Raw genomic sequence first — 26625 nt, forward strand, 5'->3', positions numbered from 1 at the left:
TCTATTATACATTATTTTTATATTTGGTATATATGTATTATAATAAATTAACGAATAAAATAAACGGCTAATTTCCAAAGATGCAACCAACAGTTGACAAATTTCCAAAGCCAATTGCTGGTATGCCACGATATTTTTTTGTAAAATAACATTAATAAAACATAAGGAGGCTATTATGATACTAGCTGATAAAATTACTGCTTTAAGAAAAAAAGAAGGAATGACTCAAGAAGATTTAGCTAACAAAGTTGGTGTTAGCAGACAGTCCGTTTCAAAATGGGAAGCATCCATGTCTATGCCAGACTTAGATAAGATAATAAAGCTTTCTAATATTTTTGCTGTAAGCACAGACTTTTTATTAAATGATGATTTGGGCATGGAAGAAATAATTGTTGATCAAAAAAATGAAGATATAGCAAAAACAATAGACCTAGATTTACTTAATGATTATTTTGATACTTATGAAAAGATAGCTAAATATACACCTGCTGGTGTAGGGCTTGCAATAATTTCTCCAATTGCCTATATGGCACTTGAAAAAGTTAACGAAAATCTTGGAATGTTTACTTTTTTTGCAATCATTGCCTTTGCAGTTGGCCTATTTGTCAATTCTGGATTTATGGCAAGTAAGTATGAGTTTATAGAAAAGGAATCCTACAATTTCTCCTATGGAGTTGAGGGTGTCATAGAAAAAAACTTAAACGACTATGAACCTACCCTTAAAAGAAATGTAATTATTTCTATTGTAATATTTTTCCTAGCACCTGCCCTATATGTCCTAAGTGAAGGCTTTAATATTTCTGAAGATATATCAACATATGTATTTCTAGTGCTAATAGCACTAGGGGCAATACTTATGGGATATAGCTTTATAAGGTATTCATCATACAAAGATATATTAAAATACCGTGACCCAAAAATACAGAAGAAAGAAGGCAGCCTTGGTAAGGCTTCAGCCATACTATGGGTACTTACTATAGGTATATATCTAGGATATAGCTTTATAACAGGTAACTGGCATAATAGCTGGGTAATATTTGTAATATCCAGTTTTATACAAATTGCTATAGCTATATTTTTTGATAAGTGAGAAAATTATTTATATCAATTAAAGATTCAGATTATACTTAATAACTTGAATTAAGAAAGTGTCTTAGATTTCACAAGGTTAAAAGATAAAAATAATATAGACACTACTGTGCATAACAAAATATTTTTATTAAACTAGCTCCTAAAGTTTGGGATAAACAAACCTTAGGAGCTTAGTTAAAAGAATATTTTATTATATTTTATACAGCACCAATCTCATAGTCCATTGATCTAATCATTTCCATATCATCTTCTATGCTTGTTCCATGAGTTGTGAGCATATCGCCAGTTATACTTGCATTGGCACCAGATCTTAAGCATGATTTTCCTAATTCTTCCATATTTGTACGACCACCAGCTAAGCGAATAGATGCTTTAGGATTAATAAATCTGCAAATAGCAATTGTTCTATTTATCTCTTCTTGGTCTAAAATTCTATTATTTTCCAGAGGAGTTCCTTTTACAGGGTTTAAAACATTAACAGGTATGGATGATACATCTAAGTCGCGCAGACTAATAAACATATCTACCCTATCTTCGATGTCTTCTCCTAAGCCTATAATACCTCCACTGCAAACTTCCATACCAGCTTTTTGAGCATCTTTTATAGCTTGGATTTTTTGATCATAACTGTGGCTTGTACAGATTTCACTAAAGAAGTTTTCAGAAGTCTCTAAATTGTTATGTACTCTCAATACTCCAGCATTTTTTAATTTTTTAAAGCCTTCTTCAGAAATTAGTCCACCTGATAAACATACTTTAAGTCCTGGAGCTTTCTCATATATAGTCTCTACAATATCACAAACACTATCAATATCTTCTTCACTTAGTGATTTTCCTGCAGATACTAAAGAATATCTAGGGACACCTTTGTTGTATTTTTCAACAGCATCATTTACAATTGTTTCTTTATCTAAAAGAGAATATGTTTTTACTCCTTCTACATTGCTACTAGCAGATTGGGCACAGAATTTACAGTTTTCTGGGCAGCGTCCACTTTTTGCACTAATAATAGTACACACATCAAACTTATCATTGCAAAAATATTTTCTGATTTCTTCAGCTGCCGACCTTAGTTCTTCATAATCTTCATTATATAAATCAATAGCTTCTTGACGAGATATTTGTTCACCATTTAATACCTTGTTTTTTAGCTCTTCTACTTTCATTTCATCACTCCTTATCTTTATTATTACTTAATTATTACTTATTATATATTAACATCTTTTATTATTTCTTTTATTACTATAGTATAATAGAAATTCTTCAATATGTCAATTAATTGACAGAATCGTTTTCATTGTTTAAAATACTCTAAGGAGGTATGAATTATGAATCAAACAAAAAGTAAAATGAAAACCCAAGATTTAGTTCAGACAGCTCTTATGGCTGCTTTGATTGCTATAGGTGCTTTCATTACTATTCCATTAGGTCCTGTACCTTTTACTATGCAAAACTTTTTTGTATTTATGGCAGGACTTTTACTTGTTCCTAAGCTTGCAGGCTTAAGTGTACTTATATACGTTGTTATAGGACTAATAGGTCTTCCAGTTTTTGCAGGTTTTACCGGAGGTCCTCAGATGATTTTTGCTCCAACATTTGGATTTTTAATCTCATTTATTATAGCAGCTGTATTAATTTCAAAACTTGCTTATGGAGAAAAGAAATTCACTAAAATTTTAGGCGTTCTTATTCTCGCAGAAGTGTTATTTTATGTAATTGGTTTGCCATATATGTACATAATACTTACAAAGGTTAATGGAACACCTATGACTTTTCAGTCGACTCTTGCAGCTGGTATGATTCCTTTCTTAATACCAGATTTATTAAAAGCTGTTCTTGCAGCACTTATCGCACCTAAAATTTTAACTTCATTGAAACGTTACAAGGCTAATAATCATTAAAGTTACTTATATTAAAATAATTTGAATTAGCAAAATTTAATAAAGATAAAAATAAATCAAGCATAATAAGACCGTAAGTATGGTTCAGAGCGTAGACAAAGTCAGTTTAATAATTCATTAATAATTCAAAAATAAAATTACGCTATACCCCATCTCGACTAAGTGAGTGAAACGAACGCATGGAGAGATCTCATGAGATTTCTCCACTCCTTGCACTCGGTCGAAATGGGCAAATTTTTAGTTTGTCAACAGTCTGGACCATAAGTATGGTTGTATTATGCTTGATTTTAATTTATCCTTTTTTAGTATTTGGGTATACTTTCTTATAAGTAATATCCTATATTCTGACTAACATTTAATTATTCTTATTTTATATAAAAGATTATATATTAAACTTACACTTATTTACTTTTCTTTCTTCTAGTAAACCAGTTATCAGTAGAATAGTTTAGTATATTTCTCTTATAAACTCTTTCACCAAATTTATATACTAATAATATGGTAACTACTAGGATAGCTATAGAGATTAGCCCTTCTGTTAGGCTAGCATGTCCATTTAAAAGTCTAAGCGGCATAAAGAAAGTAGATGCTAATGGCACAAAACTTAAAATTTTTGTAGCCAAAATATCTCCTTTATCTTGTAACATCATTGCTAGGAAAAATAATATTATAGTTGAAAAAATAAGTGGAGTTCCCATCTTTCCAGCGTCTTCAACTTTGGTAGCAAAGGAACCAAGCATACCTGCAATTACTAAAAATATAAAAATGCCTAGTAAAAATAGTAACACTATCTCTGCTATCATTGCATAAGTAGATCCAGAAATATTAAATGATAAATCAATTTCATCTAGTAAACCTTTTGATTTTACAATAAAAAATCCTATTATTCCAAATATCACATAGGTGATGATTTGAACAAAAACCGCTATAAAGTTACCAAACATCTTGCCTGCAAAATAATCTCCAGGCTTTACAGATGAGAAGATAAATTCTATCATCTTTGTACCTTTTTCTGTAGCTATATCAGCTAGTACAAGGTTTACAAAACTCATTAGTACAATATACATTAAGAATAATAGTACAAAGTATACCGCTTTACCAATCAACTTATTATCAGAATTTTCATCTGTGATTTTGTTTATAATTGGTGTTTTTGCAAGTATTTCTTGCTGATCACTATTTAAACTTGCATTTTTTTCATTAAGACTCTGTTGTATACTTGTTAAAATATTTTGAAAGGTTAATATTTCAGTCATTGAAGCATCTGCTTCATTAAAATCTGCAATTATTTGACCATTTTTTTCTCTTATTTTTGCATAAGTAGATATTTCTTTATCATCAATTAATTTATCAATTTCATCTTCACTTACAGATCTAAATTTTTCATCATCAAAGTATGCATTTAAATCTTCATTTGCAACTATGCCTATTTGACTACTATTAGATGATCCAGCAAAATATCCTCCTATACCACTAATAACTCCAAAAACTATAGGAATTAAAATCATAGCCCAAAAACTTGCAGATTTGAGATGATTTTTTAGGGTTTCTAACATTACAATTTTTGTTCTATTCATGACTTTCCACCACCTTTGCAAAAATTTCATTTAAACTTGGTGCAGCTTGGCTAAATTGAGATACAAAACCAATATCATCATTGATTAATTGATAAATCTCTTTACTATCGCTAGGATTATTTAGATAAATAGTCCAAAAATCTCCTTTTTTAATATAATTTTTAACTTTACCTTCTATTAGCGGAAGCAAGTCTTTGTCCGTTTCAACCACCACTTTTTCTCTAGGAAATGAGTTTCTGATTTCTTGTGGTGTACCATTTAAAACAATGCTACCATTTTTTATCATAACAAGCTTATTACAAAGAGCCTCCACATTTTCCATATTGTGAGAAGAAAATAAAATTGTCATGCCCATAGCATTTAATTCTTTAATAATATCTTCTAAAAGCCTAATATTGTAAGGATCAAGACCTGATAAAGGCTCATCTAATATTACAAAGTCAGGTTTATAAATAACTGCCGCCAAAAGTTGGACCTTTTGTTGATTCCCCTTAGATAAAGACTTAATTTTATCAGTAAGCTTTCCCTTTATCTCAAATCTATCGAACCACTTTTCTAAGTTTTCTTTTGGAATATTATCCATACAGTTAAGCTTTGCAAAGTAGCGGATTTCTTCCTCTATAGTTTTTTTAGGAGATAGGGACCTCTCCTCTGGTAAAAATCCTATTTTTTCAAGGGCTATATCTTTCATATTAACTCCATCATATATAATAGCTCCTGTGTAATCATCAAAAAAGTTCATCATGCATCTAAAAAGTGTAGATTTTCCAGCACCATTTTGACCAATTACGCCAAAAACATCTCCCTTTTCGACAGTGAATGATACATTATCGAGCGCTTTGAGTGATCCAAAGCTCTTGGATACATTTTGTACATCAATCATAAATAATTCCTTTCATTTTTTATCTTATTATATCATAAGAAATAATATTAATTGTAAAAAATAGTTAATATAAAAGTGGAGCCATTAGGTTTCAATATTTATGACATAAAAAAGCTGTTGCAAAATGATATTTGTAAGAATTTATTTTGCAACAGCTTCTTTCTTATTCATTATCTTTTAAAAATTGATGTATATCATCCACACCCATTTCTTTTAGAGCATCCTGTAATTTTTTTGTTGTTTTATCTAAGTCACCTGTTAGCTCTTCCATTTCTTCGCTATCTAGATTACTTGTTTCTATATCTTCTTCACCTGGTAAGTTTGTAGGTAGATCTATAGAAAAATCATTTCCATCGCCTAGGCTAAAGCTTACCGGTCTACCATTAGACTTTGAATCCATATTATTATCTGACTTATTGTCTCTTTTTTCTTCTAATCCCATTCTTTTCTCCTATTTTTCTTTTAAAATTTTCTTTAAATATTGACCTGTATATGACTTCTTATTTTTAGAAAGTTCCTCTGGATTTCCACAACCTACAAGTGTACCTCCTCCATCACCACCTTCTGGCCCTAGGTCAACTAGATAGTCTGATACTTTTATAACATCTAGATTATGTTCTATGACTACTACAGTATTGTTTTGATCTACAAGCCTATTTAAAACGTCGATTAATTTGTGAACATCTGCCATGTGAAGACCTGTTGTAGGTTCATCTAGTATATATAGAGTCTGACCTGTACCTACTTTGGCAAGTTCTGTTGCAAGTTTTACTCTTTGAGCTTCACCACCTGATAATTCTGTTGATGGTTGCCCAATTTTTATATATCCAAGTCCAACATCATATAGGGTCTGAAGCTTTCTTACTATTGGAGCATGGTTGGCAAAAAACTCTATGCCTTCCTCTACAGTCATATCTAGGACTTCAGATATATCCTTACCCTTGTATTTTACTTCAAGAGTTTCTCTGTTGTAGCGTTTACCATGGCATACTTCACAAGGAACATAGACATCCGGTAAAAACATCATGTCCACCTTAATTGTACCATCACCCTTGCAGGCTTCACAACGTCCACCTTTTACATTGAATGAAAATCTACCCTTATTGTATCCCTTCATTTTTGCTTCATTGGTCATAGCAAAGACATCACGAATATTATCAAATACCTTGGTATAAGTAGCTGGATTAGATCTTGGAGTTCTACCTATTGGTGATTGGTCGATAGCTATTACCTTATCTATTTGATCAAGTCCTAGTATTTCCTTATGCTTTCCAGGTCTAACTTTAGTCTTATTAAGCTTTTTGGTGACGGACTTATATAAAATCTCATTAACTAGTGAAGATTTACCAGATCCAGATACTCCTGTTACTGACGTCAAAACGCCTACGGGAATTTTTACATCAATACCCTTAAGATTATTTTCAGCGGCTCCCCTTATTTCTATAAATTTATCACTTTTTCTACGTTCTTTTGGAATAGGGATTTCTTTTCTACCTGATAGATAGTCACCTGTTATAGATCTTTTTGAATTTATTATATCTTCTACAGATCCCTTGGCTACTACCTCACCCCCATGAATACCTGCTCTTGGCCCTATATCTACTATGAAGTCTGCCTCTCTAATAGTCTCTTCATCGTGTTCTACTACTATCAAAGTGTTTCCTATATCAGTTAAGTTTCTAAGGGATGATATTAGTCTATCATTATCTCTTTGGTGAAGACCTATAGATGGCTCATCCAGTACATAGCAAACCCCTACAAGACCTGAACCTATTTGGGTGGCAAGTCTTATTCTCTGACTTTCTCCACCAGAAAGTGTTGATGCTGCTCTATTAAGGGTTAAATAACCAAGTCCAACATCATTGAGGAACTTAAGTCTTGCCTTAATCTCTTTTATAATAAGCTCTGCTATATTTGCTTTCATTTCTGATAGTTCCAGCTTATCAAAAAACTCTGCTGATTTTTCAACAGAAAGCTTGCTAAGCTCTGCTATATTTGTTTCATTTACTTTTATAGATAAAACTTCTGGTTTTAGCCTATCTCCATGGCAAGTCTTGCACTCTTCCTCGCCCATAAATTCTCTAAATCTCTTTCTTTGAGTTTCAGAGTTAGTTCTTTCGTATCTATCTGCAAGATTCGTTACCGCTCCTTCAAATTTTCCTTTATATCTCTTTCTTCCAGAAAATCTAGAATCAAAGACAAAGCTTAAATCATAATCTGTCCCATAGAGTATATCCTCAACTAAGCCTTTCGGGGCATTTTTTATTGGCTCATCATAGGGAAAATCATAATGATCGGCTATAGCTCTTATAGTTTGGTAATAATAAGAGTCCTTAGCTGATCCACTATAGGCATCAACTGCATCTTGATTTATAGATAAATTCATATCTGGGATTACTAGTTCTGGATCTATTTGTAAGTGAAATCCTAATCCATTACAATCTGGACACATACCAAGTGGTGCATTAAAAGAAAACATATTTGGTGTAATCTCTGGCAGACTCACATGTCCATCAGGACAAGCAAGCTTGCTACTAAGCATAAAACTTTCGCCATCTATAACATCTATAAATACTAGACCATCAGAAAGTCTTAGGGCAGTTTCTAAGGAGTCTGTTAGCCTTGATTCTATACCTTCTTTTATTACAATCCTATCTACTATAATTGATATATCGTGTTTCTTGGTCTTAGAAAGCTCTATATCTTCTTCTAAATCGTGACGTTGCCCATCTATTACAACTCTTACAAAGCCTTCTTTTTGTATATTTGCTAAGGCTTTTTTATGTTGTCCTTTTTTACCTCTAATTACTGGTGCTAATATTTGAATCCTTGTTTTTTCTGGCAGCTCCAAAATTCTATCTACCATTTGATCAATAGATTGAGCTTCTATTTTTTTGCCACAAACTGGACAATAAGCATCTCCTATTCTAGCATAAAGCAATCTATAATAATCATAAATTTCTGTTACTGTTGCGACAGTCGATCTTGGGTTTCTATTAGTTGTCTTTTGATCTATGGATATGGATGGCGATAGACCCTCAATAGTGTCAACATCTGGCTTATCCACATTGCCCAAAAACTGTCTAGCATAAGATGAAAGACTTTCTACATATCGTCTTTGACCTTCAGCATAAATAGTATCAAAGGCTAAAGTGGACTTTCCAGATCCGGAAAGTCCTGTAAAAACTATCATCTCATCACGTGGTAGTGTAATATCAACATTTTTAAGGTTATTAGTCCTAGCACCTTTTATAACTATATCGTGTTCTGTCAATTTATACTCCTGCGAAGTTTTCTTTCATACTCTTGATTTGGTCACGTATATTTGCAGCACGTTCAAAGTCAAGCTCCTCTGCTGCCTTATACATTTGACTTTCAAGATTGATTAAAATTTCATCTATATCTTCTCTATTAAACTCTTCTATCTCAGCATCTTCTGCTGCCTTAGTAATTTGAATCATCTCACCTATATTTTTTCTAATTGTAGTTGGTGTTATGTCATGTTCCTCATTAAAGACCATTTGTATCTCACGACGTCTAGCTGTCTCGTCAATCGCCTTTTTCATAGATTTTGTAACGGTATCTCCATACATTATTACATGTCCCTCTGAGTTACGAGCTGCACGTCCGATTGTCTGGATGAGGGAAGTTTCTGAACGTAAGAAACCTTCTTTATCAGCATCTAGTATTGCTATTAGACTTACTTCTGGTATATCTAGACCCTCTCTTAATAAGTTTATACCTACCAAGACATCAAATTCTCCCAAGCGAAGTTCCCTAATAATCTCACTACGTTCTATAGTTTTTATATCTGAATGCAGATACTTTACCTTAATTCCTGTTTCAGTTAAATAGGTCGTAAGATCTTCTGCCATCTTTTTAGTAAGAGTAGTCACAAGAACCCTATCTCCCTTTTCAATTGTAGTATTAATTTCACCAATCAAGTCATCAATTTGATTATCTGTTGGTCGTACTTCAACTAATGGATCTAGTAATCCTGTTGGACGTATGATTTGCTCAACCATATCCCCGCCAGTTTTTTCCATTTCATATGGACCCGGTGTTGCCGAAACATAGATTGCTTGGTTAACCAAGCTCTCAAACTCATTAAACTTAAGAGGTCTATTATCTAGAGCTGATGGCAATCTAAAACCATAATCTACTAAATTTTGCTTACGAGCCCTATCTCCCTCATACATACCCCCAACTTGTGGAATAGACACATGAGATTCATCCACCATTAGCACAAAGTCTTTTGGAAAATAGTCGATCAATGTATAGGGTCTGCTACCTGGCTCTCTTTGGCTTAAGTGTCTAGAATAATTTTCTATGCCTGAGCAAAAGCCAATCTCTTTTAACATTTCTATATCATAGCGTGTTCTTTGCTCGAGTCTTTGAGCCTCTAACAGTTTATTTTCTTTATTAAGTTCAGCAAGTCTTTGCTCGAGTTCTTCTTCTATAGTTACAATAGCACGTTCTGTCTTCTCACTAGTTGTCGCATAGTGACTAGCTGGATATATATATGCATGGCTAAGCTTTGCAGTAATCTTGCCGGTAAGCGAATCAAACTCAGATATTTCTTCTATCTCATCTCCAAAAAACTCAAAACGTATAGCCTTTTGGTCAAAACCTGCTGGGAAAACATCTAGGATATCCCCACGTTTTCTAAAAGTTCCTCTGTCAAAGTCTATATCATTTCTCACATATTGAACATCTATAAGCTTTCTCATAACTTCCTCTGGAGCTATCTCTTGACCTGGACGTAGGGAAACTACCAGCTCCTTATAATCAATAGGATCTCCAAGACCATAGATACAAGAAACAGAAGCTACAATTATTACATCTTTACGTTCAAAAAGTGCCATTGTTGCTGAGTGGCGCATCTTATCAATCTCATCATTTATCGATGAATCTTTAGCTATATACGTATCAGTAGCAGCTACATAAGCTTCTGGCTGATAATAATCATAATATGAAACGAAGTACTCAACAGCGTTATCTGGGAAAAATTCTTTAAATTCTGTAAATAACTGATAGGCCAAGGTCTTGTTATGGGCAAGTATTAAAGTCGGCCTTTGAACTTCTTCTATAATATTAGCCATGGTAAAAGTCTTACCAGAACCAGTAACACCTCTAAGAATCTGATGCTTTTTGCCATCTTTAAGGCCCTTTGCAAGGCTGGCAATAGCCTCAGGCTGGTCTCCACGAGGTTTATATTCGGAATTTATCTTAAATTTTTGCAAAGATTGATCCTTTCTTTCTTATTTATAAATTTAGTATTTTTAAATATTATTAACTAAACTTAAAGATCTCTCCATGCACTTTGCCTAGTCGATATCGTATAAGTTTTCATTTACATTAAGGAAAAGATTTATAAAACTATAATTTCTAAAATTTTATAATAATAAGCTTATAAATCTATATACTCATCCCTAATTAGTATCTTTTAACTAAATCTGAAACCATTTCGACCGAATGAAAAAAGTGGAGAAATCTCTACTATATTCAATAAATCAAAATTACTAATTTCAACTTATCTATAATGAAAAAATCAAAGTTTTTGACTAACTCTGACCTTTGTTTTCTACTAATTTCTACCCATTTAATATACTTTACTATTCCCTAAATTTCAATAAATATTTCCCTTTTCATTGGGTATAAGAGTATTGTAACGGATTTGTATAATTGGAGGTATATTATGAAAAAAATTATCAATAATCCAGAAGACATAGTTGACCAAATGCTAGATGGTTTGGTTAAAGCAAATAAAGATAAAATTATTAGAATAGAAGATACAAATGTAATTGCAAGAAAAGATACACCAGTAGAAGGTAAAGTCGGACTTATATCTGGTGGAGGATCTGGACATGAGCCTGCCCACGCTGGTTTTGTAGGCCGTGGTATGCTCGATTGTGCGGTAGCAGGAGATGTCTTCACATCCCCTACACCAGATCAAGTTTTAGAGGCTATAAAAAAAGCTGATTCTGGTAAGGGTGTCTTTATGGTAATTAAAAACTACCAAGGCGATGTTATGAACTTTGAAATGGCCAAGGAAATGGCTGAAATGGAAGATATTGAAGTTGAATATGTCATAGTAAACGATGATATAGTTGTAGAAAATAAAGAAGATAGACGTGGAGTTGCAGGGACAGTCTTCGTTCATAAAACTCTCGGTGCTATGGCAGAAAATGGAGCAAGCCTTGCTGAAATTAAAGAAGCAGCTGATAAAATTATAAAAGATATCATATCTATAGGTATGGCAACCAAGCCTTGTACCAATCCATCCGATGGCAAAGAAAGCTTTGAACTTGCCGAAAATGAACTAGAAATGGGTATTGGTATCCACGGTGAAGAGGGTATACAAAAAGAGGAAATGAAATCAGCTGATAAGATCGTAAAAGAAATGGTTGATAGACTCCTAGAAGAGGTTAAAGATCTTGATAGTGAGTATGCTCTTTTAATAAATGGAATGGGAGCAACTCCAGAAATGGAATTATACGTTATAAGCAATAGTCTCCATGATTATCTAGAAGAAAAAAAAGTAAAAGTAGTTAGATCATATATAGGAAACTTTATGACAAGTATGGATATGGCAGGCTTTTCAATTACCTTATATAAAGTAGATGAGGATAGACTCAAACTTTTAGATAAAGAAGTAGATATAGTTAGAAAGTAGAGAGAAAAATGGAAATTAATGAAGTAAAACAAAGATTAATAAAAGCAGCAGATGAAATAATAGCAAATAAGGACTATCTAACAGACCTGGATAGGTCTATAGGAGATGCTGACCATGGCAATAACATGGCTAAAGGCTTCAATTTCACCAAAGAAGCTTTAGAAGATGATTTTGATGATTACAAAACACTATTTAATAAAGTAGCTACTATATTATTATCAAAAGTAGGTGGAGCAAGTGGACCGCTTTATGGATCATTTTTCATGAAATTTGCAGCAAGTTTAAAAGACATAGATGACTTTAATCGTGATCAGCTTAACAAAGCCTTTAAAGCAGGAGTAGATGGAGTTAAGCAAAGAGGTAAGGCAGAAGTTGGTGACAAGACTATGGTAGATGTCCTAGAACCTGTATCTAATGCTCTTAATGAAGACAAATCCTTTGATGAAATAATACAAATAGCAGAAGAATCTATGAATAAAACTAAGGACATAAAGGCTAATAAAGGTCGTGCTTCATATGTTGGAGAAAGATCTATTGGTCACATAGATCCAGGTGCAGCAAGCTCATATATAATTATAAAAGAAGCTTTAGGAGGAATAGATGATTAATATATTAATAGCAAGCCATAGCAGAAAACTTGCAGAAGGGCTCAAAGAACTTATTGGACAAATGGCAGGAGATATCAATATTGAGTATTCAGGTGGTACAGAAGATGGAGAACTAGGATCAAACTTTGAAGAAATCAATGATAAAATGACAAGTCTTGCAGAAGATGGACTAGTAGTATTCTTTGATCTGGGATCATCAATGATGAACTGCGAAACAGCCTATGATATGCTTGATCCTGAATTACAAGAAAAAGTAATTCTTGCAGGCTCTCCTCTAGTTGAATCTAGCGTGCAAATAGCTATAAGCATTACCGAAGATACTAGTATAGAGGATATAAAAGAAATGGTTAATAAGTACGATCTAAATAAATTAGGCTAAAATTCTATATAAAGCATACTTTAAAAAAGGAATAAAAAAATTAATATAATTAATTTTTAAAGCCCTTCTTGTTTAATTTATTATAAGAGGTACATTAACAATATAAATTTCAAATTAGGAGGGTAATTATGAAATTAAATAAAAATATTAAATATGGAGCATCAGCTTTAGCATTAGCACTTGCTTTTTCAGCTTGTTCTAATGAAAATGCTAACAAAGCAAAAGATGATGCAAAGGATGCAGCAAGTCATACAGAAACAGCTGTTAATGAAGAAGTGGATTCTACTAAGGATAAAGTAGACGATAAAGTTGATTCTACAAAAGATACAGTAGATGAAAAAGTTGACTCTACTAAGGATTCAGTAGATAAAAAAGTCGATGAATTAAAAGCTGGCATCGAGGATGAAGAATTTGATATTAGTCTTGATGATGCAGTTGATAAATTTAAAGAAGAGTTTAATCAAGAATCAATGGAAATCTCATCTGTAAAATTTGATGAAGAAGATGACAAATACGCTTATGATATCAAAGGTTATACAGAAGATAATGAATATGAAGCAAAAATAGATGCTGAAAGTGGAGAAATTATATCTAAAGAAGAAGAAAAAGAGAAAGAGTCAAAAGATGATAAGTCAATAGACTTCGTAGCAATCAAGAGTCCAAAAGAAGCTATGACAAAAGCCTTAGAAAATAACGAAGGTCAAGTAAAATCTTATGAACTAAAATATAACGATGATGATAAATTAGTTTATAACATAGATATTGAAGATGGCGATGATGTAGAATTAGACGCTGAAACTCTAGATATAATCCATAAATAATATGTGATAAAAAGGATGTTGATTTCTCAACATCCTTTTTTAAACTTATAAATAAAATCTATATAGACCTATAATCAGTACCTTTCCTACTATAAATATATAAAAAAAGACCAATTATAAAAATAACAAATCCCAGCTCGCCTTCTTTAGAAAAGAACATAAAAACAGATAAGATTATCATTAAAATTCCTAAAGTCTTTTCTACTTTTATTTTTCTCATAATTATCTCCTCTATCTATGTATAAAAAATAGCCCCCCATGGGAAGGCTAAAATCTATTATAGTTATCTTGGTACATAGTTTTGATTTTCATTTTCGCTTTTCTTGCCTATACCAAATACAATGGCACCGATTAAAAGTACGAAAAATCCTAAGCCACCTCTTTTGTCAAAAAACATATATACAGAAAATAACATTACTATAGCACCAATTATTTCTGCTATCTTTCCTTTTTCCATAACTAATCCTTTCTTTAATATATATCTTATATGTATTTATACCCAAATTTCTAATTTTATCCTAATCATTTCTAATACTTATCAGATTGGTTTGGATTATCAGAAGTACTTTTGACACCCATTAAGATAAACAATAATCCCACTACTATACCTAAAAGAGCAAAAGGAATCTTGTTTCTAGTAAATTCTAATATTCCCACAATAATCCATATAGCACCAATCACAAGTCTAATATTTTTTCTCTCCATTGTTAACTCCTTTTTAATTAACCAAATTTCCATTATTAAACATAACCAACACAACAAAACTTATCAAAAATACAATAACTGGTAATATATACTTCCTGGGATGTTTCCATATATCATTTTGTGTTTTTGCATTACTAATAACTTTCTTACTCTCAAATAAAGAAGAAACACTTACTTCTATTATAGTTATTATTATCATATTTACTATAAGCAAATATGTAGGACTTATCTTATTATAGGATAAGATACTTATAATCACATTTACTATAAGAAAATAAAACACTAATAATTTGGTGTATTCTTTTCTCAAGCTTATTTTATCATCTGGCAGCATCTTATCATAAGCTCTAAGCCCCTCACTAGAAGAAAACATAGTTAAAAGTGGAGTATTCACTGCTCCAACAGCACTTGCTATAACTATTCCCATAGGAGCTGGCATAAAATAAATTGCAAATCCAACCATTAATAATATGCAAACAGTGTTTATTATATAAATATTTTCAGCCATAGAAAACTTCAAAAAATAATTGTTCATACTAATTTTAGATATCTTTGCATTAGTATTAGTAGAAAAATATGTATCCTTTAAAAAAAATACTGATAATATAAGGATTAAAACTGTAGCTAATCCCCCATAAAATAAATTAAATTTTATGATTATATAAATACTAGCAATACTTGCAATCCCTATAAGTATAAAGTGAACCTTTTTTAAGCTTAATGCATTGCTAGCCAAGGCTAGGCAAAGACTTACAAGTGTAAGAAAGGCTAGTTTTATATAGATATCAAAAGGAGCTTTAAATAGGTAAGAAGCTATATAAACTAATAATAGCTTACTAAAAATTGTATCTATAATAACCGCTAGGACAAAGTTTAAATTTACATCTTTTTTACTAGCAGGTAAGGCATAATAAGATAAAATTCTATCATTGCCTACATATCCTCTTATATAATAGAACATAGAACCTATAAGAGCTAGAGATATAAACAGTAAAAACCTAGAATTAATCTCAAAGTCCTCCTTGTCTTTCAAATATCCATCTAAAAGTGCATAAACTAAGACAGCGTAAATTAAATATTTTATAATCCTTTGCCTATCTAGGAGATCTTTTTTAAAAAGTTTAAACATCGTTTGCTCCAAAAGATTTCATAATTTCATCAGAGCTCAATTTTTTAACTATTGGTTTTTTCTCACTAAGCTTACCATTGTGCAAAAGTATATAAGAGTCGGCAACTTCATTTATAGATTCTAGAATATGGGTAGACATAAGAATCGAACCACACTCTTTGTATTTTTTTAATTCCTTGTATAAAAAGACAGTTGATTCAAAATCCAGTCCATCTACAGGTTCATCCAATACTAAAAAAGGTAATTTAAGTCCTAGGGCGGCTATTATATAAAACTTCTTTCTATTACCCATAGACAGCTCTTTTAATATATAATTTTCATACTTTTTAAAATTAAACCCATCTAATAAATGCTCTATATAATCTCTATCGATGTTCTTGCCATAAGTCTTATGTAAAAATTTTATATATTCCCAAAAAGCCCAGTACCTAAAGGCAGTGTCATCAGAAAAAACTGCTATCCTATTCTTCTTAAAATTAATATCTTTAAACTCTAAATCATTTCCCAAAAAACTTAGCCCAGATACTTCAAAATTTGGATGTATATCCATGATTGTTTTTATCAAGGTGGTCTTTCCAGAACCATTTGATCCAACTAAGGCTACTATTTCATTTTCATCAATAGAAAATGAAGCATCATCAATGATATTTAAATCTTTTTTATACCAAGATTTTAAATTGCTAATCTCTATAAGATTTTCTCCCATTTACTCACTCCTTTCTCGCTTAATTTTTACCCAGAAAATTATATTTAATCTTAAACTTTGATTTATTTTTTACATATGTTATAATATTCATATGAGTAATCACTCATGTATTTTAAGGAGGTAATGTGGATGAATCGATAAAAAATGCTAGACTTGAAGATATAATGGAGCTCTCAGACCTATTTAAGGTTTTTGCAGATTCTACTAGACTTAGGATCCTCCATAAGCTTTTTGATGGGCCTATAAGTGTAGGAGTCATAGCAGACGCTCTTGATATGAGCCAATCAGCTATCAGCCACCAGCTTAAGTATCTAAAGGATAGCAACTTAGTAAAATCAGAACGAGATGGCAAGTCTATATATTATTCACTTGCCGATGATCATATAAAGACAATTTTTAAGACAGGACTAGAACATATTAATGAATAGGAGAATATAATGAAAGTAAAATACAAAGTAGAAAGCGATGACCTATGCCCAAATTGTGCAGCAAAGATTGAAGAGGCTGTTAAAAAAATTGATGGAGTGAATGATGCTAACCTATCATTCCTAACTTTGAAACTAAAGATGGACTTAGCTGATGGTGCTAATGAAGATGCTATCTTTGATGAGGCTAATAGACTTGCTGATAAACTTGAGCCAGGGACTGTCTTAGTGAGGTAGGACATGTTTGAGTCTATGACAGATGCTCACAAAAAGGAGCTTAGTAAACTTATAGCCTTAGGTATTTTTACTGCTATATTAGCAGTATTAAGGAATACTATAGGTGAAAATATATGGATTGTGGGTGGGTTTTTATTAGCCTACTTGCTATCCGCATGGAGTGTTTTGATAAAAGGGTTTAAGGGAATCATCCGTGGCCAGGCCATGGATGAGAACTTCCTTTTGACTATAGCATCCATATCAGCCTTTCTCTTGGGACAACAGATAGAAGCTATAGCTGTTGTACTTTTTTATAACTTTGGTGATTTATTTGAAAATATAGCAAGCCATAAGTCCCGCCAAAACATAGAAGGACTCCTAGACTTAGTGCCTGATGTGGCCAATAAGGTAAACCCAGATGGTTCTACTACAGAAATCGACCTAGATGATGTAGAAGTAGGAGATATCCTCCTGGTTCGTGATGGTGAGAAAATTGGTGTGGATGGTGTAGTTATAGAAGGTCACGGCCTCCTTGATACATCCTCTGTCACTGGAGAATCCATGCCAGTAGAAGCCGAAGTAGGGTCTGAGATTATATCTTCATCCCTTCTTACTGAGGGTATTATCAAGATGGAAGCTAAGAAAGAATTTGATGATTCTGTTGCAGCAAAGATTATGGAGATTATAGAAGACTCCGCAGAAAGTAAATCTCAAAGTGAAAAGATGGTAACAAGATTTGCCAGAGTCTATACCCCAATTGTTGTAGCTATTGCGCTTATAGTAGCGATTATCCCTCCTCTATTTTTTGGAAGAGATTGGTATGACTCTATATTCTTGGCAGCTACATTTTTAGTAATATCATGCCCATGTGCCCTAGTATTATCAGTCCCACTAAGCTTTATGTCAGGCCTTGGCCTAGCTAGTGAAAATGGCATCCTTATAAAAGGAAGCCAGTATTTTGAAGGACTAAACAATGCCAAAGTCCTATTATCCGACAAAACCGGAACCCTCACTACAGGGAATTTCAAAGTAAAAGATATAGAATATTTTACTGACCATGATAGGGAAAAAATCCTCGATTATATATATAATATCGAGCTAATGAGTACCCATCCTATAGCAAAAGGGATCGTAGAAAGTCTAGACCGTGATGAAAAACATGATTTGTTTGAAGAAGTAACCAATGAAAAGGGCCTTGGTGTAAGAGCTACTAGCAAGGATGGAGACCTAATCAAGATAGGTTCTGCTAGATTTATTGGCTATGATGGAGAAGAAAATGACAGGGCAATCTATGTATCTATAGATGACAAGCTTGCTGCAAAAGTAATAATCGAAGATGAAATCAAAGACCAATCATTTGAAACTATAGAAGATCTTCACAACCATTTTGAAAATATAGCTGTAGTATCAGGCGATGGCAAAAATGCAGTTGAAGAAACAGCCAAAGAACTTGGCCTAGATGACTACTACGCAGAAGTCATGCCAGACCAGAAGCTAGAAATTATGAAAGGCTACCAAGATAAAGGACTTCCTACAGTCTTTGTAGGAGATGGTATCAACGACGCCCCAGTCCTTACCAATGCAGATGTTGGTATATCAATGGGAGAAACAGCATCTGACCTTGCTATAGAATCATCCGATATACTCGTAGTTAACGGAGAATTTAGAGAGATGAGCAAGCTAATGAAAATCTCAGACCTTACCAATAGGACAGTAAGGCAAAACGTGACTTTCATAATGGCAGTCAAAATAGGAATCCTAATAGCAGGACTACTAGGATATGCAAATATGTGGCTAGCAATATTTGGAGATGTTGGAGTTACAATAATAGCAGTCCTATGGTCTATGAGATTATTAAGAATGAAATTATAGAGAGAAAAAGCCCGCATGTGAACTGCCCCTTAAAGTTGGACCAAACAACTTTAAGGGGCAGTTTAGATGGAGTGGTTTACTTCACTTATTTATATTGGTAACATTGTTTATTACCATAAATAGAGAGGTTACATAATCCTCATAATTAATCAGATTACTATTAGCTATTCCTTTATCATTTTTAATATTTCTTCTATTGAAAGTTCAGTTTCAACTAATTGTTTCTCAATTTCAAATTCATCTGAAATATCATGCACTAGAGAAATTACACGATTAATAAAATCTAAATCCTCGAGTCTATCTTTAAACATAGATATTATATATATTTTATTAATTCCGTTACCGAAACTAATACCTACTATATCATCTTCATCATATAACACTTCATTATTAACATATGGAAATTGCCAAACTTCGTAACTTTTAATTTTTTTGATTCTTCTAGGATAACATGCGACTAAATCTTCATTAGTAATCATATCGCCATCTGAATATTTCAACCCCATAACTCCTTACATTCCTAACGCAGCTGACAAGGCTGCCCATGCTGCTATATCATCAATTGGTCCTGTAAAAATATTAACTGCAGAAACTACAACCAATGCTCCAGCTCCTGCTACCAATAATGGTTTCACAATACTTCGAACCCAAGCACTATTTATAGCTGGTGTATGATATGATACAGCTTTTTTTACCTTAGGTTGTGCCATCACACTTTTCATAACTGTTTTAGGTACTTTATCTTTATTCTTTCCTTTACCATCACATGGTTGCATATTATCCAATCTCAAACAATATATATTTCTCCCTTTTTTATAAAAATGAAGATGATAATATGGCTTTGCACCATCAGGAGAATCTAATCGAACTGTCCACCCACCTTTATTATATATCCATTGACCACTCCCGGCTGATGCTTCTGTACTGAATACATTGAAAAGTAATACAACTGTTAATATGATTGTTACAAATTTTCTTAGATATTTTACCATAACATAATTCTCCTTTCAAAAAAACTATATTTTAATAATTTGCTTTTTCAAGACTATAGGTTAATTTTTTTATTCAGTATATTTTATACGTCATGAGAAATATAACAAGATATTTTCTAAATTTCACAGTCCTGAAACAATATATGAAGCAAGTAGCATTATTATTCAGGCTAGGTTTAAATCTGAAACACAGTCTATTTAAATAAACATTGATTTATAGTAAATGAAAGTTGACGAAAATCGTGCTTCCTTTGAAATTTCAAAAGAGGTTGTGAAGAAAAAGTCTCAATTAATAATTATGTTTTTTTAAAAAATTTATTTAAGTCCTACTTCATTTATATCAGCAATTAAGTATTTGTATACATTATATTAATTACATAGGCTGCTTGTCCATTTCCGGAATCTTGATCTGATTTTCCTGATAAACAAGTATACGTGTTACCTATTTCTCTCAGTCTTTCTTCTTGTCAGTCCTTATCAAAACCATCATATCTAAACTCATATACAATCTCGCTTTTTTTAGGTAACATTTTTTGGAGTATCGATTTTTTAAAATCTTTCATCTTAGAAACTTTGACTTGTTGATTTTCGATTAAGTCATCAATATTCCTAAACATATTCCTAATTTTTTAGTGTTTATTTGCTAAAGGATAGCTGGACTTTATAGAATCAAAATCTTTATGAGTTAAGTCTAATATTGTAGATGATCCCTCAAATCTTAGAATTCTATTCTGTAAATCTTAAGTTTTTAAAAATAAAATAAGTAATATTTATCATAGCAATCAAAATCCTAATACTCGCCCTAGGAATCTTAGGACATGCAAGTATGTGGCTAGCAATCTTCGGTGATGTTGGAGTAACAATAATAGCAGTCCTATGGTCTATGAGGATTTTAAGAAGAAAGTTTTAGATAAAAAGCTCTAGGTGAAAATTTGAACTGACCCCCAAAAGTTAGACCTAAAAATCAACTTAAGGAGGTCAGTTTTTTAATGGCAAAATATAGCACAGAATTTAAAATGAAAGTGGTAAAAGAATATTTAGAATCAAACATCTCATATAAATCTTTATCAGATAAATATTGCATACCATCAGAAAGCGTAATAAAAAGCTGGGTAAATGCATACAAGTCACAAGGCTATGAAGGGCTAAAAGTAAAAAGACAAAATACACAATATACTTTGGAATATAAATTAAATGTAGTAAACTTGTACTTAACAGGAGAAATGTCCTATCAGAGCCTAGCAAATGAATTAAAGATAAACAACCCATCAATAATAGCAAGATGGGTAAATGATTTTAGAGAAAAAGGCATAGAAGGACTAAAACCTAAGAAGAGAGGAAGACCTTCAAAAATGCCAAAATTACCGAAGAAATCAACAGATATAAAAATAGATTCGTCAGAAAACTTAACTAATTCAGAAAACAATTCATTAACAGAAGCACAATTAAAAGAAAAAATAAAGAAATTAGAAGAAAAAAACTACTGGCTTCAACTAGAAAATGATGCAATAAAAAAAAGATAGAATTGTCTCAAATGACAGATGCAGAAATAAGAAAATTGCTGAAACAATCGGGATTTTAAGAAGCAAATACAAACTTAAAGACTTGCTAAAATACTTTGATCTACCAAAATCAACATATATGTATTGGCAAAAACGTTTAAATATGCCAAATAAAGATCTAGAAATAGAAAATAAAATACTTAAGATTAGAAAAGAAAATCCAAACTATGGCTACAGAAGAATAACTGCTATGTTAAAAAGATCAGGACTGATAATAAACAAAAAGAAAGTACAACGATTAGTTCAAAAGCTAAAACTACAAGTAAGAAGTTATTCAAGAAAATCAAGAAAATACTCATCCTACAAAGGACAGGTAGGAAAAATAGCAGACAATAAGATAAAAAGAAACTTTAAAGTAGAAAAACCATACATACAAATAACAACAGATACAACAGAATTTAAATATTTAGAAAAAGATAAAACAGGAACCTATCAAATAAAGAAACTCTATCTAAACCCATACTTAGATATGTACAATAGTGAAATACTAAGCTATGAAATATCAAAAAAAGCAACAATAGAACCAATCCTAAAAGCTTTAGACAAAGCAATAAAGGTAACTAAGAAAACAAAAGAAGAAAGGATATTTCACTCAGATCAAGGCTGGGCATACCAAGTAAAGCAATACACATCAAAACTAGAAGAAAATGACATCACTCAATCCATGTCAAGAAAAGGAAACTGCTTAGACAACTCACCAATGGAAAACTTCTTTGGAATATTAAAACAAGAAATATATTACGGAAATAAATTCTATTCGTACGAGCACCTAAAGAAAACAATAGAAGACTTCATAAAATATTACAATGAAGAAAGAATAAAAGAAAAACTAGGATATTTATCACCAGTAGAATATAGAAAGAAGAATGCAGCATAAAAATTTCCTACCCCTAGGGGTAGGAGTGTCAAATAAATACCAGAGCTAGTTTAGTTCTAACTCTGGTATTAGGTCCAACTTTATGGGGTCACCTTAATTCTTAGAGCTTTTTGTTTTGGATAAATTAAAAAATTATTAAAGCTATATCTCAAGTAAATCCAGCCCAAACTAGATCTCTCCATGCGTTCGTTTTACTCACTTAGTCGAGAATGACTTATAATCACAATCTTCGAAGAGCCATTCTCGAGCGAACGGAGCGAGTCGAGAAATCTACTTAAAGTACCATTACCTTCATATCAAAAGTAATATAAATCCTAACTAGATCTTTCCATGCATTCGCTCACACTCACTTAGTCGAGAATGACTTATAATCTCTATTTTCGAAGAGTCATTCTCGAGCGAACGCAGTGAGTCAAGAGATCTACCTAAAGTATCATTACCTTCATATCAATGGTAATGCACGTCCAAACTTGATCTCTCCATGCGTTCGTTTCACTCACTTAGTCGAGAATGACTTATAATCACAATCTTCGAAGAGCCATTCTCGAGCGAACGCAGTGAGTCGAGAGATCTACCTAAAGTATCATTACCTTCATATCAATGGTAATGCACGTCCAAACTTGATCTCTCCATGCGCTCATTGCATTCGCTTAGTCGAGAATAACTTATAATCACAATCTTCGAAGAGTCATTCTCGAGCGGAGCGGAGTCGAGAGATCTACTCGAATAATTATTATTCAATAGCTAATTATTACTTTTGTAAAAGTTAATACCTCTCATCAAAAACCTCATCTTCATACTTATTCCAAATCACAAAGCCTTGACTTTTTCCTTCTCCTCCATCCACACTCCACAACTGGTCTAGCCTACTGTCTTCATTTGGGGCGTACTCATATGGAGTGCCTGGTATATAGAGGTAATAGTCAGCATCTGGCTTTATACCTAGGGCAAAGTCTACATTTATATAGATATCATCATACCTACCATTTTCAGATGTAATCTCAAAACTATCTAGCTTCATCTTGTACACATAGTCATTGACCTTTTCTATGATCTTAAACTTTCCCTTAAAGTCAGAAGTATGGATCTCCTCACCTCTATGCCAGTTCCAAGCATAGTCAGTAAGACCTCCATCATATCCATCGTTTTTGATCTTTCCAAAGTATGATCCAGTAAAATTCCCATCCTCTGTAAATTCTAGATTAGTCCAGCCAGTATCTTCTCCATAATTTCTTACAAGCTTTTGACTATCTAGCTTTTCAAAAAGATAATCACTAATAGAGGCAATATCCACATCACTACTTGACTCTTCTTTTGCCTCCTCTTCTACATTTACAGTTTTTGGCATATCATTCTCTCCACCATTCTTACAAGCTACAAGAAAAGATAGAGAAAAAACCAGTAAAATTATTTTATTTTTCTTCATTTTTATATTCTTAATCATGTTAATACTATATTATTTAAAATTATGGCCTCAATATGAGATAATGTTTATGATTGGATGAAGTTTGTTTTTAATTAAGAGTGATTACAACACTACCTACCGTTATTATTGAAAAATTAGTTTTACCTCTTGTTGGTTGCTTTATGTGCTAGTTATATAGTTTATAAGTGCAAAAACAAGTAAAAGAAAAGGGCTGTTGCAAATCAGTAGATATCTATCGTTCCATCATTGGGGCACACTCTCAGAAAATTTGAGATTTAGCCCGCCGGCTCGTGGAGGCCAAATTTTTTGAGAGGGTGTTCGAATGATTGTGGAACGATTTATCTATTTTGCAACATCCCTTTTTTGATTCCTCTGGAGAATCATCGTACTCTATATTATCCTTGATACTTTCAAGGGCTTTTTTGGCTGGAAAGAGGTGGCTTCTCTTAAGATTATTATATCATTTTTACTTATTTATTCAATATCAACTCCCTTATCCCTTAAGTTTTTCAAGCACTCTTTTAAATACTTTTCGTCATGGTCAGGATAAATTGGATAGGTCCAATCTAATTTTTTTATGGACTCGTATGGCTCTACTGACTTGCCCCCTATAAAGAGGATTGCGCCATTTGCTATCAGAGCTATAGCCTCTTCTCTCCATTTCATCCATGATAAGCACATGGTACTGGTAGATCTTATAAGGACTATAGGTAAATACATAGTCCATTACAAAATGCTTCTTCCCCTATCTCTTACCTCGTAAAGCAGCACACTCCCTATGTTGACCTAGTAATTGCTGGCGGGATAGGTCCTTTATCAAATCTTCATGCCAAAGTCTCATATCCACTCCTTATCACTTTTTGAAAACATTATCCTATAAGGATTTTTACGATTATAAATAAATATATAAAAAGTCCTTGCAATATTTATAACTATGTCTTATAATATAGGTGAAGCTAGGGGTGCTTCATAGCTGAGAGACTTTGGTCAACCCTTAAAACTTGATGCGGCTAATACCGACGAAAGAAAGCTAATTATTAGGCTAAGTTTTAAAGACTCTCTCAAGAGAGTCTTTTTATTTTATAACTTTTAAGTCTCTTAGAAATTAAATAAAGTTTTTGTTAGAGTGCTTTAAGCGCGAAGGGGCATACCACCACGGGTATGGTATTTCCTTCGCGCTTTTTTAATAAAGGAGGTGAAAATATGTTAAAAATAAATTCTAAAGAAATACAATTTATAGAAAATGAAAGTTTGTATGAATTACTTAAAAGGAGTAACTTTAATCCAGATTTTGTAGCTGTGGAAGTTAATGAAAAGTTAGTCAAAAGAGAAAATTTTAAAGAATATATCTTAGAAGACACATCAAATGTCGAAGTATTTTCATTTGTAGGAGGAGGTTGATATGGATGAAATTAGAGAGAAAGTGCTAAAAAGACAAGATCCTATAGTTAATGAAAAACTAAAAAATGCTAAAGTTTCTATTCTAGGTTGTGGTGGATTGGGGTCAAATATTGCTATGACCCTAGCCCGTAGTGGTATAGGAGAACTATTCTTATATGATTATGATATAGTGGAATATTCCAACCTCAACCGCCAAAATTATACACTTGATGAGCTTGGAGGAAGCAAGGCATATCTTACCAAAAAGAAAATAGAATCTACACTTCCCTATGTAAAATGCCATAGCAAAGACATATATTTAACAACAGAAAGTATGGATACTATTGTAGATAAAACAGATATATTTATAGAAGCCTTTGACAACAAAGAATCTAAAACTATGCTATTTGATTATTTTGTAGGTAGAAAAGACAAACTTCTCATCACAGGATCAGGTGTCTCAGGACTTGGTGAACTTTCCGATATAAAGATAAAACAAATAGAAAATGTAACTATGATAGGTGATTTTAATTCGAATCCAAATGATGGATTGTACCTAGCCTATGTTTCACTTATAGCAAATCTAGAAGCTCTAGTTGCTATAAAAATTATAAAAGGAGATTATAATGGAAAATAAAGATTATTTAGAACTTGGGGATAAGAAATTTACATCAAGATTCATACTAGGAAGCGGTAAATACTCTCCAGAACTCATAGATGCTGCCATCCAAAGTGCAGGGGCACAAATGATAACAGTTGCTCTTAGACGTGCAAACACAAAAGATGTAGCCAATATCCTAAACTACATACCAAAAGATATCACAATTATCCCAAACACATCAGGAGCACGCAATGCAGATGAAGCAATCAGAATTGCAAGACTAGCACGTGAAATGGGTTGTGGTAACTTTGTAAAAATCGAAATAATGAGAGATACCAAATATCTCTTACCAGACAATGCAGAAACTCTAAAAGCCACAGAAATTTTGGCCAAAGAAGACTTTGTTGTACTTCCATATATGTATCCTGACCTAAACTACGCTCGTGATTTAAGAGATGCAGGAGCTTCTTCAATAATGCCACTTGCAAGTCCGATAGGATCAAACAAAGGCTTATCTACTAAAGACTTCATAAAAATAATCATAGATGAAATCGACCTACCAGTTATAGTAGATGCAGGTATAGGAACACCATCCCAAGCTGCAGAAGCTATGGAAATGGGGGCTGCTGCAATTATGGCAAATACAGGTATAGCAAGTGCTGGAGATATAACTATGATGGCAGAAGCCTTCAAGTTAGGTATCCAAGGTGGTAGACTCGCATATCTATCTAAACCAGGCAGAATCTTAGACAAGGGTGCAGACCCATCAAGCCCACTAAGGGACTTTTTTGATTAAT

At 32.6% G+C, this 26625-nt stretch carries 30 protein-coding genes, 2 pseudogenes and 1 riboswitch; of the genes and pseudogenes, 15 read left to right on the top strand and 17 right to left on the bottom strand.

Annotated features, from left to right (window positions below):
• Positions 1-175: 175 nt before the first annotated feature.
• Complete coding sequence (locus J2Z39_RS00440; protein WP_209813195.1) at positions 176-1090, top strand: helix-turn-helix domain-containing protein; 915 nt, start codon at positions 176-178, stop codon at positions 1088-1090.
• Between the two features lie 199 nt (positions 1091-1289).
• Here J2Z39_RS00440 and bioB read toward each other — a convergent pair whose 3' ends face one another.
• Positions 1290-2258, bottom strand: a complete 969-nt coding sequence (gene bioB, locus J2Z39_RS00445; RefSeq protein ID WP_209813196.1) for a biotin synthase BioB — start codon at positions 2256-2258, stop codon at positions 1290-1292.
• Positions 2259-2420: 162 nt separating this feature from the next.
• Between bioB and J2Z39_RS00450 the strand changes: the two genes are divergently transcribed.
• A complete protein-coding gene (locus J2Z39_RS00450; protein WP_209813198.1) occupies positions 2421-2993 on the top strand; it encodes a biotin transporter BioY in 573 nt (190 codons plus the stop codon).
• Between the two features lie 401 nt (positions 2994-3394).
• Here the strand turns inward: J2Z39_RS00450 and J2Z39_RS00455 are convergent, their stop codons facing one another.
• The 5 genes from J2Z39_RS00455 to uvrB form a co-directional block, all read right to left on the bottom strand.
• Positions 3395-4570, bottom strand: coding sequence for an ABC transporter permease (locus tag J2Z39_RS00455; RefSeq protein WP_209813200.1), 1176 nt, complete (start codon positions 4568-4570; stop codon positions 3395-3397).
• Positions 4563-5453, bottom strand: a complete 891-nt coding sequence (locus J2Z39_RS00460; RefSeq protein WP_209813202.1) for an ABC transporter ATP-binding protein — start codon at positions 5451-5453, stop codon at positions 4563-4565. The genes J2Z39_RS00455 and J2Z39_RS00460 overlap by 8 nt, the downstream gene beginning before the upstream one ends.
• Positions 5454-5616: 163 nt before the next feature.
• On the bottom strand, positions 5617-5895 hold the full coding sequence (locus tag J2Z39_RS00465) for a hypothetical protein (RefSeq protein ID WP_117519949.1): 279 nt from the start codon (positions 5893-5895) through the stop codon (positions 5617-5619).
• A 9-nt stretch (positions 5896-5904) separates the two neighbouring features.
• Positions 5905-8727 (bottom strand): excinuclease ABC subunit UvrA, encoded by a 2823-nt coding sequence (gene uvrA, locus J2Z39_RS00470; RefSeq protein WP_209813204.1) that lies wholly within the window; start codon positions 8725-8727, stop codon positions 5905-5907.
• 1 nt (position 8728) lies between these two features.
• Complete coding sequence (uvrB, locus tag J2Z39_RS00475) at positions 8729-10696, bottom strand: excinuclease ABC subunit UvrB (RefSeq protein ID WP_209813206.1); 1968 nt, start codon at positions 10694-10696, stop codon at positions 8729-8731.
• Between the two features lie 455 nt (positions 10697-11151).
• Between uvrB and dhaK the strand changes: the two genes are divergently transcribed.
• The 4 genes from dhaK to J2Z39_RS00495 all read left to right on the top strand — a co-directional run bounded on the left by dhaK (position 11152) and on the right by J2Z39_RS00495 (position 13937).
• On the top strand, positions 11152-12129 hold the full coding sequence (gene dhaK, locus J2Z39_RS00480; protein WP_209813208.1) for a dihydroxyacetone kinase subunit DhaK: 978 nt from the start codon (positions 11152-11154) through the stop codon (positions 12127-12129).
• 8 nt (positions 12130-12137) lie between these two features.
• Complete coding sequence (dhaL, locus tag J2Z39_RS00485) at positions 12138-12737, top strand: dihydroxyacetone kinase subunit DhaL (protein ID WP_117519957.1); 600 nt, start codon at positions 12138-12140, stop codon at positions 12735-12737.
• On the top strand, positions 12730-13116 hold the full coding sequence (dhaM, locus tag J2Z39_RS00490; protein WP_117519959.1) for a dihydroxyacetone kinase phosphoryl donor subunit DhaM: 387 nt from the start codon (positions 12730-12732) through the stop codon (positions 13114-13116). The genes dhaL and dhaM overlap by 8 nt, the downstream gene beginning before the upstream one ends.
• 128 nt (positions 13117-13244) lie before the next feature.
• Entirely contained in the window at positions 13245-13937 is a 693-nt protein-coding gene (locus J2Z39_RS00495; RefSeq protein WP_209813210.1) for a PepSY domain-containing protein, read from the top strand.
• Positions 13938-13995: 58 nt separating this feature from the next.
• On the opposite strand, the gene J2Z39_RS00500 is transcribed toward J2Z39_RS00495, so the two are convergent.
• The 5 genes from J2Z39_RS00500 to J2Z39_RS00520 form a co-directional block, all read right to left on the bottom strand.
• Complete coding sequence (locus tag J2Z39_RS00500; RefSeq protein WP_181965093.1) at positions 13996-14157, bottom strand: hypothetical protein; 162 nt, start codon at positions 14155-14157, stop codon at positions 13996-13998.
• A 63-nt stretch (positions 14158-14220) separates the two neighbouring features.
• Positions 14221-14394: a hypothetical protein gene (locus J2Z39_RS00505; RefSeq protein ID WP_181965094.1), complete on the bottom strand. Its 174-nt coding sequence runs from the start codon at positions 14392-14394 to the stop codon at positions 14221-14223.
• Positions 14395-14465: 71 nt separating this feature from the next.
• Positions 14466-14642, bottom strand: coding sequence for a hypothetical protein (locus tag J2Z39_RS00510; RefSeq protein WP_209813212.1), 177 nt, complete (start codon positions 14640-14642; stop codon positions 14466-14468).
• 13 nt (positions 14643-14655) lie between these two features.
• Complete coding sequence (locus J2Z39_RS00515; protein WP_209813214.1) at positions 14656-15771, bottom strand: hypothetical protein; 1116 nt, start codon at positions 15769-15771, stop codon at positions 14656-14658.
• Positions 15764-16477, bottom strand: coding sequence for an ATP-binding cassette domain-containing protein (locus J2Z39_RS00520; protein ID WP_209813217.1), 714 nt, complete (start codon positions 16475-16477; stop codon positions 15764-15766). Before J2Z39_RS00520 ends, J2Z39_RS00515 begins: the two co-directional genes overlap by 8 nt.
• A gap of 164 nt (positions 16478-16641) precedes the next feature.
• Here J2Z39_RS00520 and J2Z39_RS00525 point away from each other — a divergent pair, with 164 nt between their 5' ends.
• Genes J2Z39_RS00525 through J2Z39_RS00535 form a run of 3 tightly spaced genes read left to right on the top strand, consistent with a single transcriptional unit; the run spans position 16642 to position 18990 of the window.
• Positions 16642-16905, top strand: a complete 264-nt coding sequence (locus J2Z39_RS00525) for an ArsR/SmtB family transcription factor (protein WP_209813532.1) — start codon at positions 16642-16644, stop codon at positions 16903-16905.
• Positions 16906-16914: 9 nt separating this feature from the next.
• Complete coding sequence (locus tag J2Z39_RS00530) at positions 16915-17139, top strand: cation transporter (RefSeq protein WP_040398200.1); 225 nt, start codon at positions 16915-16917, stop codon at positions 17137-17139.
• Positions 17140-17142: 3 nt separating this feature from the next.
• Positions 17143-18990 carry a heavy metal translocating P-type ATPase gene (locus J2Z39_RS00535; RefSeq protein ID WP_209813219.1) on the top strand — a complete coding sequence of 616 codons (1848 nt, stop codon included), beginning with the start codon at positions 17143-17145 and terminating at the stop codon, positions 18988-18990.
• Positions 18991-19154: 164 nt separating this feature from the next.
• Here the strand turns inward: J2Z39_RS00535 and J2Z39_RS00540 are convergent, their stop codons facing one another.
• The 3 genes from J2Z39_RS00540 to J2Z39_RS00550 all read right to left on the bottom strand — a co-directional run bounded on the left by J2Z39_RS00540 (position 19155) and on the right by J2Z39_RS00550 (position 20599).
• Positions 19155-19490 carry a hypothetical protein gene (locus tag J2Z39_RS00540; RefSeq protein WP_209813221.1) on the bottom strand — a complete coding sequence of 112 codons (336 nt, stop codon included), beginning with the start codon at positions 19488-19490 and terminating at the stop codon, positions 19155-19157.
• A gap of 12 nt (positions 19491-19502) precedes the next feature.
• Entirely contained in the window at positions 19503-19982 is a 480-nt protein-coding gene (locus J2Z39_RS00545) for a hypothetical protein (RefSeq protein ID WP_209813223.1), read from the bottom strand.
• A gap of 467 nt (positions 19983-20449) precedes the next feature.
• Entirely contained in the window at positions 20450-20599 is a 150-nt protein-coding gene (locus J2Z39_RS00550) for a hypothetical protein (protein WP_209813225.1), read from the bottom strand.
• A gap of 164 nt (positions 20600-20763) precedes the next feature.
• On the opposite strand from J2Z39_RS00550, the pseudogene J2Z39_RS08690 reads away from it, so the two are divergent.
• From J2Z39_RS08690 to J2Z39_RS00560, 3 genes and pseudogenes are all read left to right on the top strand, one after another.
• Positions 20764-20892: pseudogene (locus J2Z39_RS08690) on the top strand (cadmium transporter); the annotation flags it as partial.
• 79 nt (positions 20893-20971) lie between these two features.
• On the top strand, positions 20972-21505 hold the full coding sequence (locus J2Z39_RS08395; protein WP_245325642.1) for a transposase: 534 nt from the start codon (positions 20972-20974) through the stop codon (positions 21503-21505).
• 82 nt (positions 21506-21587) lie between these two features.
• Complete coding sequence (locus J2Z39_RS00560; RefSeq protein ID WP_245325643.1) at positions 21588-22421, top strand: IS3 family transposase; 834 nt, start codon at positions 21588-21590, stop codon at positions 22419-22421.
• A 766-nt stretch (positions 22422-23187) separates the two neighbouring features.
• On the opposite strand, the gene J2Z39_RS00565 is transcribed toward J2Z39_RS00560, so the two are convergent.
• The 3 genes and pseudogenes from J2Z39_RS00565 to J2Z39_RS08405 form a co-directional block, all read right to left on the bottom strand.
• Entirely contained in the window at positions 23188-23847 is a 660-nt protein-coding gene (locus J2Z39_RS00565) for a hypothetical protein (RefSeq protein WP_209813227.1), read from the bottom strand.
• Between the two features lie 474 nt (positions 23848-24321).
• Entirely contained in the window at positions 24322-24513 is a 192-nt protein-coding gene (locus J2Z39_RS08400; RefSeq protein ID WP_245325659.1) for a hypothetical protein, read from the bottom strand.
• 19 nt (positions 24514-24532) lie between these two features.
• Positions 24533-24688, bottom strand: a pseudogene (locus J2Z39_RS08405) (pyrimidine dimer DNA glycosylase/endonuclease V); the annotation flags it as partial.
• Positions 24689-24795: 107 nt separating this feature from the next.
• Positions 24796-24892: riboswitch (TPP riboswitch) on the top strand.
• 158 nt (positions 24893-25050) lie between these two features.
• Here J2Z39_RS08405 and thiS point away from each other — a divergent pair.
• The 3 genes from thiS to J2Z39_RS00585 are packed head-to-tail and all read left to right on the top strand — an operon-like array spanning position 25051 to position 26624.
• Positions 25051-25248 carry a sulfur carrier protein ThiS gene (thiS, locus tag J2Z39_RS00575; protein WP_117519975.1) on the top strand — a complete coding sequence of 66 codons (198 nt, stop codon included), beginning with the start codon at positions 25051-25053 and terminating at the stop codon, positions 25246-25248.
• Between the two features lies 1 nt (position 25249).
• A complete protein-coding gene (thiF, locus tag J2Z39_RS00580) occupies positions 25250-25864 on the top strand; it encodes a sulfur carrier protein ThiS adenylyltransferase ThiF (protein WP_117519977.1) in 615 nt (204 codons plus the stop codon).
• Positions 25854-26624, top strand: a complete 771-nt coding sequence (locus J2Z39_RS00585) for a thiazole synthase (protein ID WP_117519979.1) — start codon at positions 25854-25856, stop codon at positions 26622-26624. Before thiF ends, J2Z39_RS00585 begins: the two co-directional genes overlap by 11 nt.
• The last annotated feature ends 1 nt before the right edge of the window (position 26625 follow it).

Origin of the sequence: Anaerococcus nagyae (genome assembly GCF_017874535.1) — a bacterium.
GTDB lineage: Bacteria > Bacillota > Clostridia > Tissierellales > Peptoniphilaceae > Anaerococcus > Anaerococcus nagyae.

What these genes read in the sequence shown, in the direction of transcription:
- J2Z39_RS00440 (WP_209813195.1), top strand. Translation starts at nt 176, where the DNA reads ATGATACTAGCTGATAAAATTACTGCTTTAAGAAAAAAAGAAGGAATG.
- bioB (WP_209813196.1), bottom strand. Translation starts at nt 2,258, where the DNA reads ATGAAAGTAGAAGAGCTAAAAAACAAGGTATTAAATGGTGAACAAATA.
- J2Z39_RS00450 (WP_209813198.1), top strand. Translation starts at nt 2,421, where the DNA reads ATGAATCAAACAAAAAGTAAAATGAAAACCCAAGATTTAGTTCAGACA.
- J2Z39_RS00455 (WP_209813200.1), bottom strand. Translation starts at nt 4,570, where the DNA reads ATGAATAGAACAAAAATTGTAATGTTAGAAACCCTAAAAAATCATCTC.
- J2Z39_RS00460 (WP_209813202.1), bottom strand. Translation starts at nt 5,453, where the DNA reads ATGATTGATGTACAAAATGTATCCAAGAGCTTTGGATCACTCAAAGCG.
- J2Z39_RS00465 (WP_117519949.1), bottom strand. Translation starts at nt 5,895, where the DNA reads ATGGGATTAGAAGAAAAAAGAGACAATAAGTCAGATAATAATATGGAT.
- dhaK (WP_209813208.1), top strand. Translation starts at nt 11,152, where the DNA reads ATGAAAAAAATTATCAATAATCCAGAAGACATAGTTGACCAAATGCTA.
- dhaL (WP_117519957.1), top strand. Translation starts at nt 12,138, where the DNA reads ATGGAAATTAATGAAGTAAAACAAAGATTAATAAAAGCAGCAGATGAA.
- dhaM (WP_117519959.1), top strand. Translation starts at nt 12,730, where the DNA reads ATGATTAATATATTAATAGCAAGCCATAGCAGAAAACTTGCAGAAGGG.
- J2Z39_RS00495 (WP_209813210.1), top strand. Translation starts at nt 13,245, where the DNA reads ATGAAATTAAATAAAAATATTAAATATGGAGCATCAGCTTTAGCATTA.
- J2Z39_RS00500 (WP_181965093.1), bottom strand. Translation starts at nt 14,157, where the DNA reads ATGAGAAAAATAAAAGTAGAAAAGACTTTAGGAATTTTAATGATAATC.
- J2Z39_RS00505 (WP_181965094.1), bottom strand. Translation starts at nt 14,394, where the DNA reads ATGGAAAAAGGAAAGATAGCAGAAATAATTGGTGCTATAGTAATGTTA.
- J2Z39_RS00510 (WP_209813212.1), bottom strand. Translation starts at nt 14,642, where the DNA reads ATGGAGAGAAAAAATATTAGACTTGTGATTGGTGCTATATGGATTATT.
- J2Z39_RS00515 (WP_209813214.1), bottom strand. Translation starts at nt 15,771, where the DNA reads ATGTTTAAACTTTTTAAAAAAGATCTCCTAGATAGGCAAAGGATTATA.
- J2Z39_RS00520 (WP_209813217.1), bottom strand. Translation starts at nt 16,477, where the DNA reads ATGGGAGAAAATCTTATAGAGATTAGCAATTTAAAATCTTGGTATAAA.
- J2Z39_RS00525 (WP_209813532.1), top strand. Translation starts at nt 16,642, where the DNA reads ATGGAGCTCTCAGACCTATTTAAGGTTTTTGCAGATTCTACTAGACTT.
- J2Z39_RS00530 (WP_040398200.1), top strand. Translation starts at nt 16,915, where the DNA reads ATGAAAGTAAAATACAAAGTAGAAAGCGATGACCTATGCCCAAATTGT.
- J2Z39_RS00535 (WP_209813219.1), top strand. Translation starts at nt 17,143, where the DNA reads ATGTTTGAGTCTATGACAGATGCTCACAAAAAGGAGCTTAGTAAACTT.
- J2Z39_RS00545 (WP_209813223.1), bottom strand. Translation starts at nt 19,982, where the DNA reads ATGGTAAAATATCTAAGAAAATTTGTAACAATCATATTAACAGTTGTA.
- J2Z39_RS00550 (WP_209813225.1), bottom strand. Translation starts at nt 20,599, where the DNA reads ATGTTTAGGAATATTGATGACTTAATCGAAAATCAACAAGTCAAAGTT.
- J2Z39_RS08395 (WP_245325642.1), top strand. Translation starts at nt 20,972, where the DNA reads ATGGCAAAATATAGCACAGAATTTAAAATGAAAGTGGTAAAAGAATAT.
- J2Z39_RS00565 (WP_209813227.1), bottom strand. Translation starts at nt 23,847, where the DNA reads ATGAAGAAAAATAAAATAATTTTACTGGTTTTTTCTCTATCTTTTCTT.
- J2Z39_RS08400 (WP_245325659.1), bottom strand. Translation starts at nt 24,513, where the DNA reads ATGAAATGGAGAGAAGAGGCTATAGCTCTGATAGCAAATGGCGCAATC.
- thiS (WP_117519975.1), top strand. Translation starts at nt 25,051, where the DNA reads ATGTTAAAAATAAATTCTAAAGAAATACAATTTATAGAAAATGAAAGT.
- thiF (WP_117519977.1), top strand. Translation starts at nt 25,250, where the DNA reads ATGGATGAAATTAGAGAGAAAGTGCTAAAAAGACAAGATCCTATAGTT.
- J2Z39_RS00585 (WP_117519979.1), top strand. Translation starts at nt 25,854, where the DNA reads ATGGAAAATAAAGATTATTTAGAACTTGGGGATAAGAAATTTACATCA.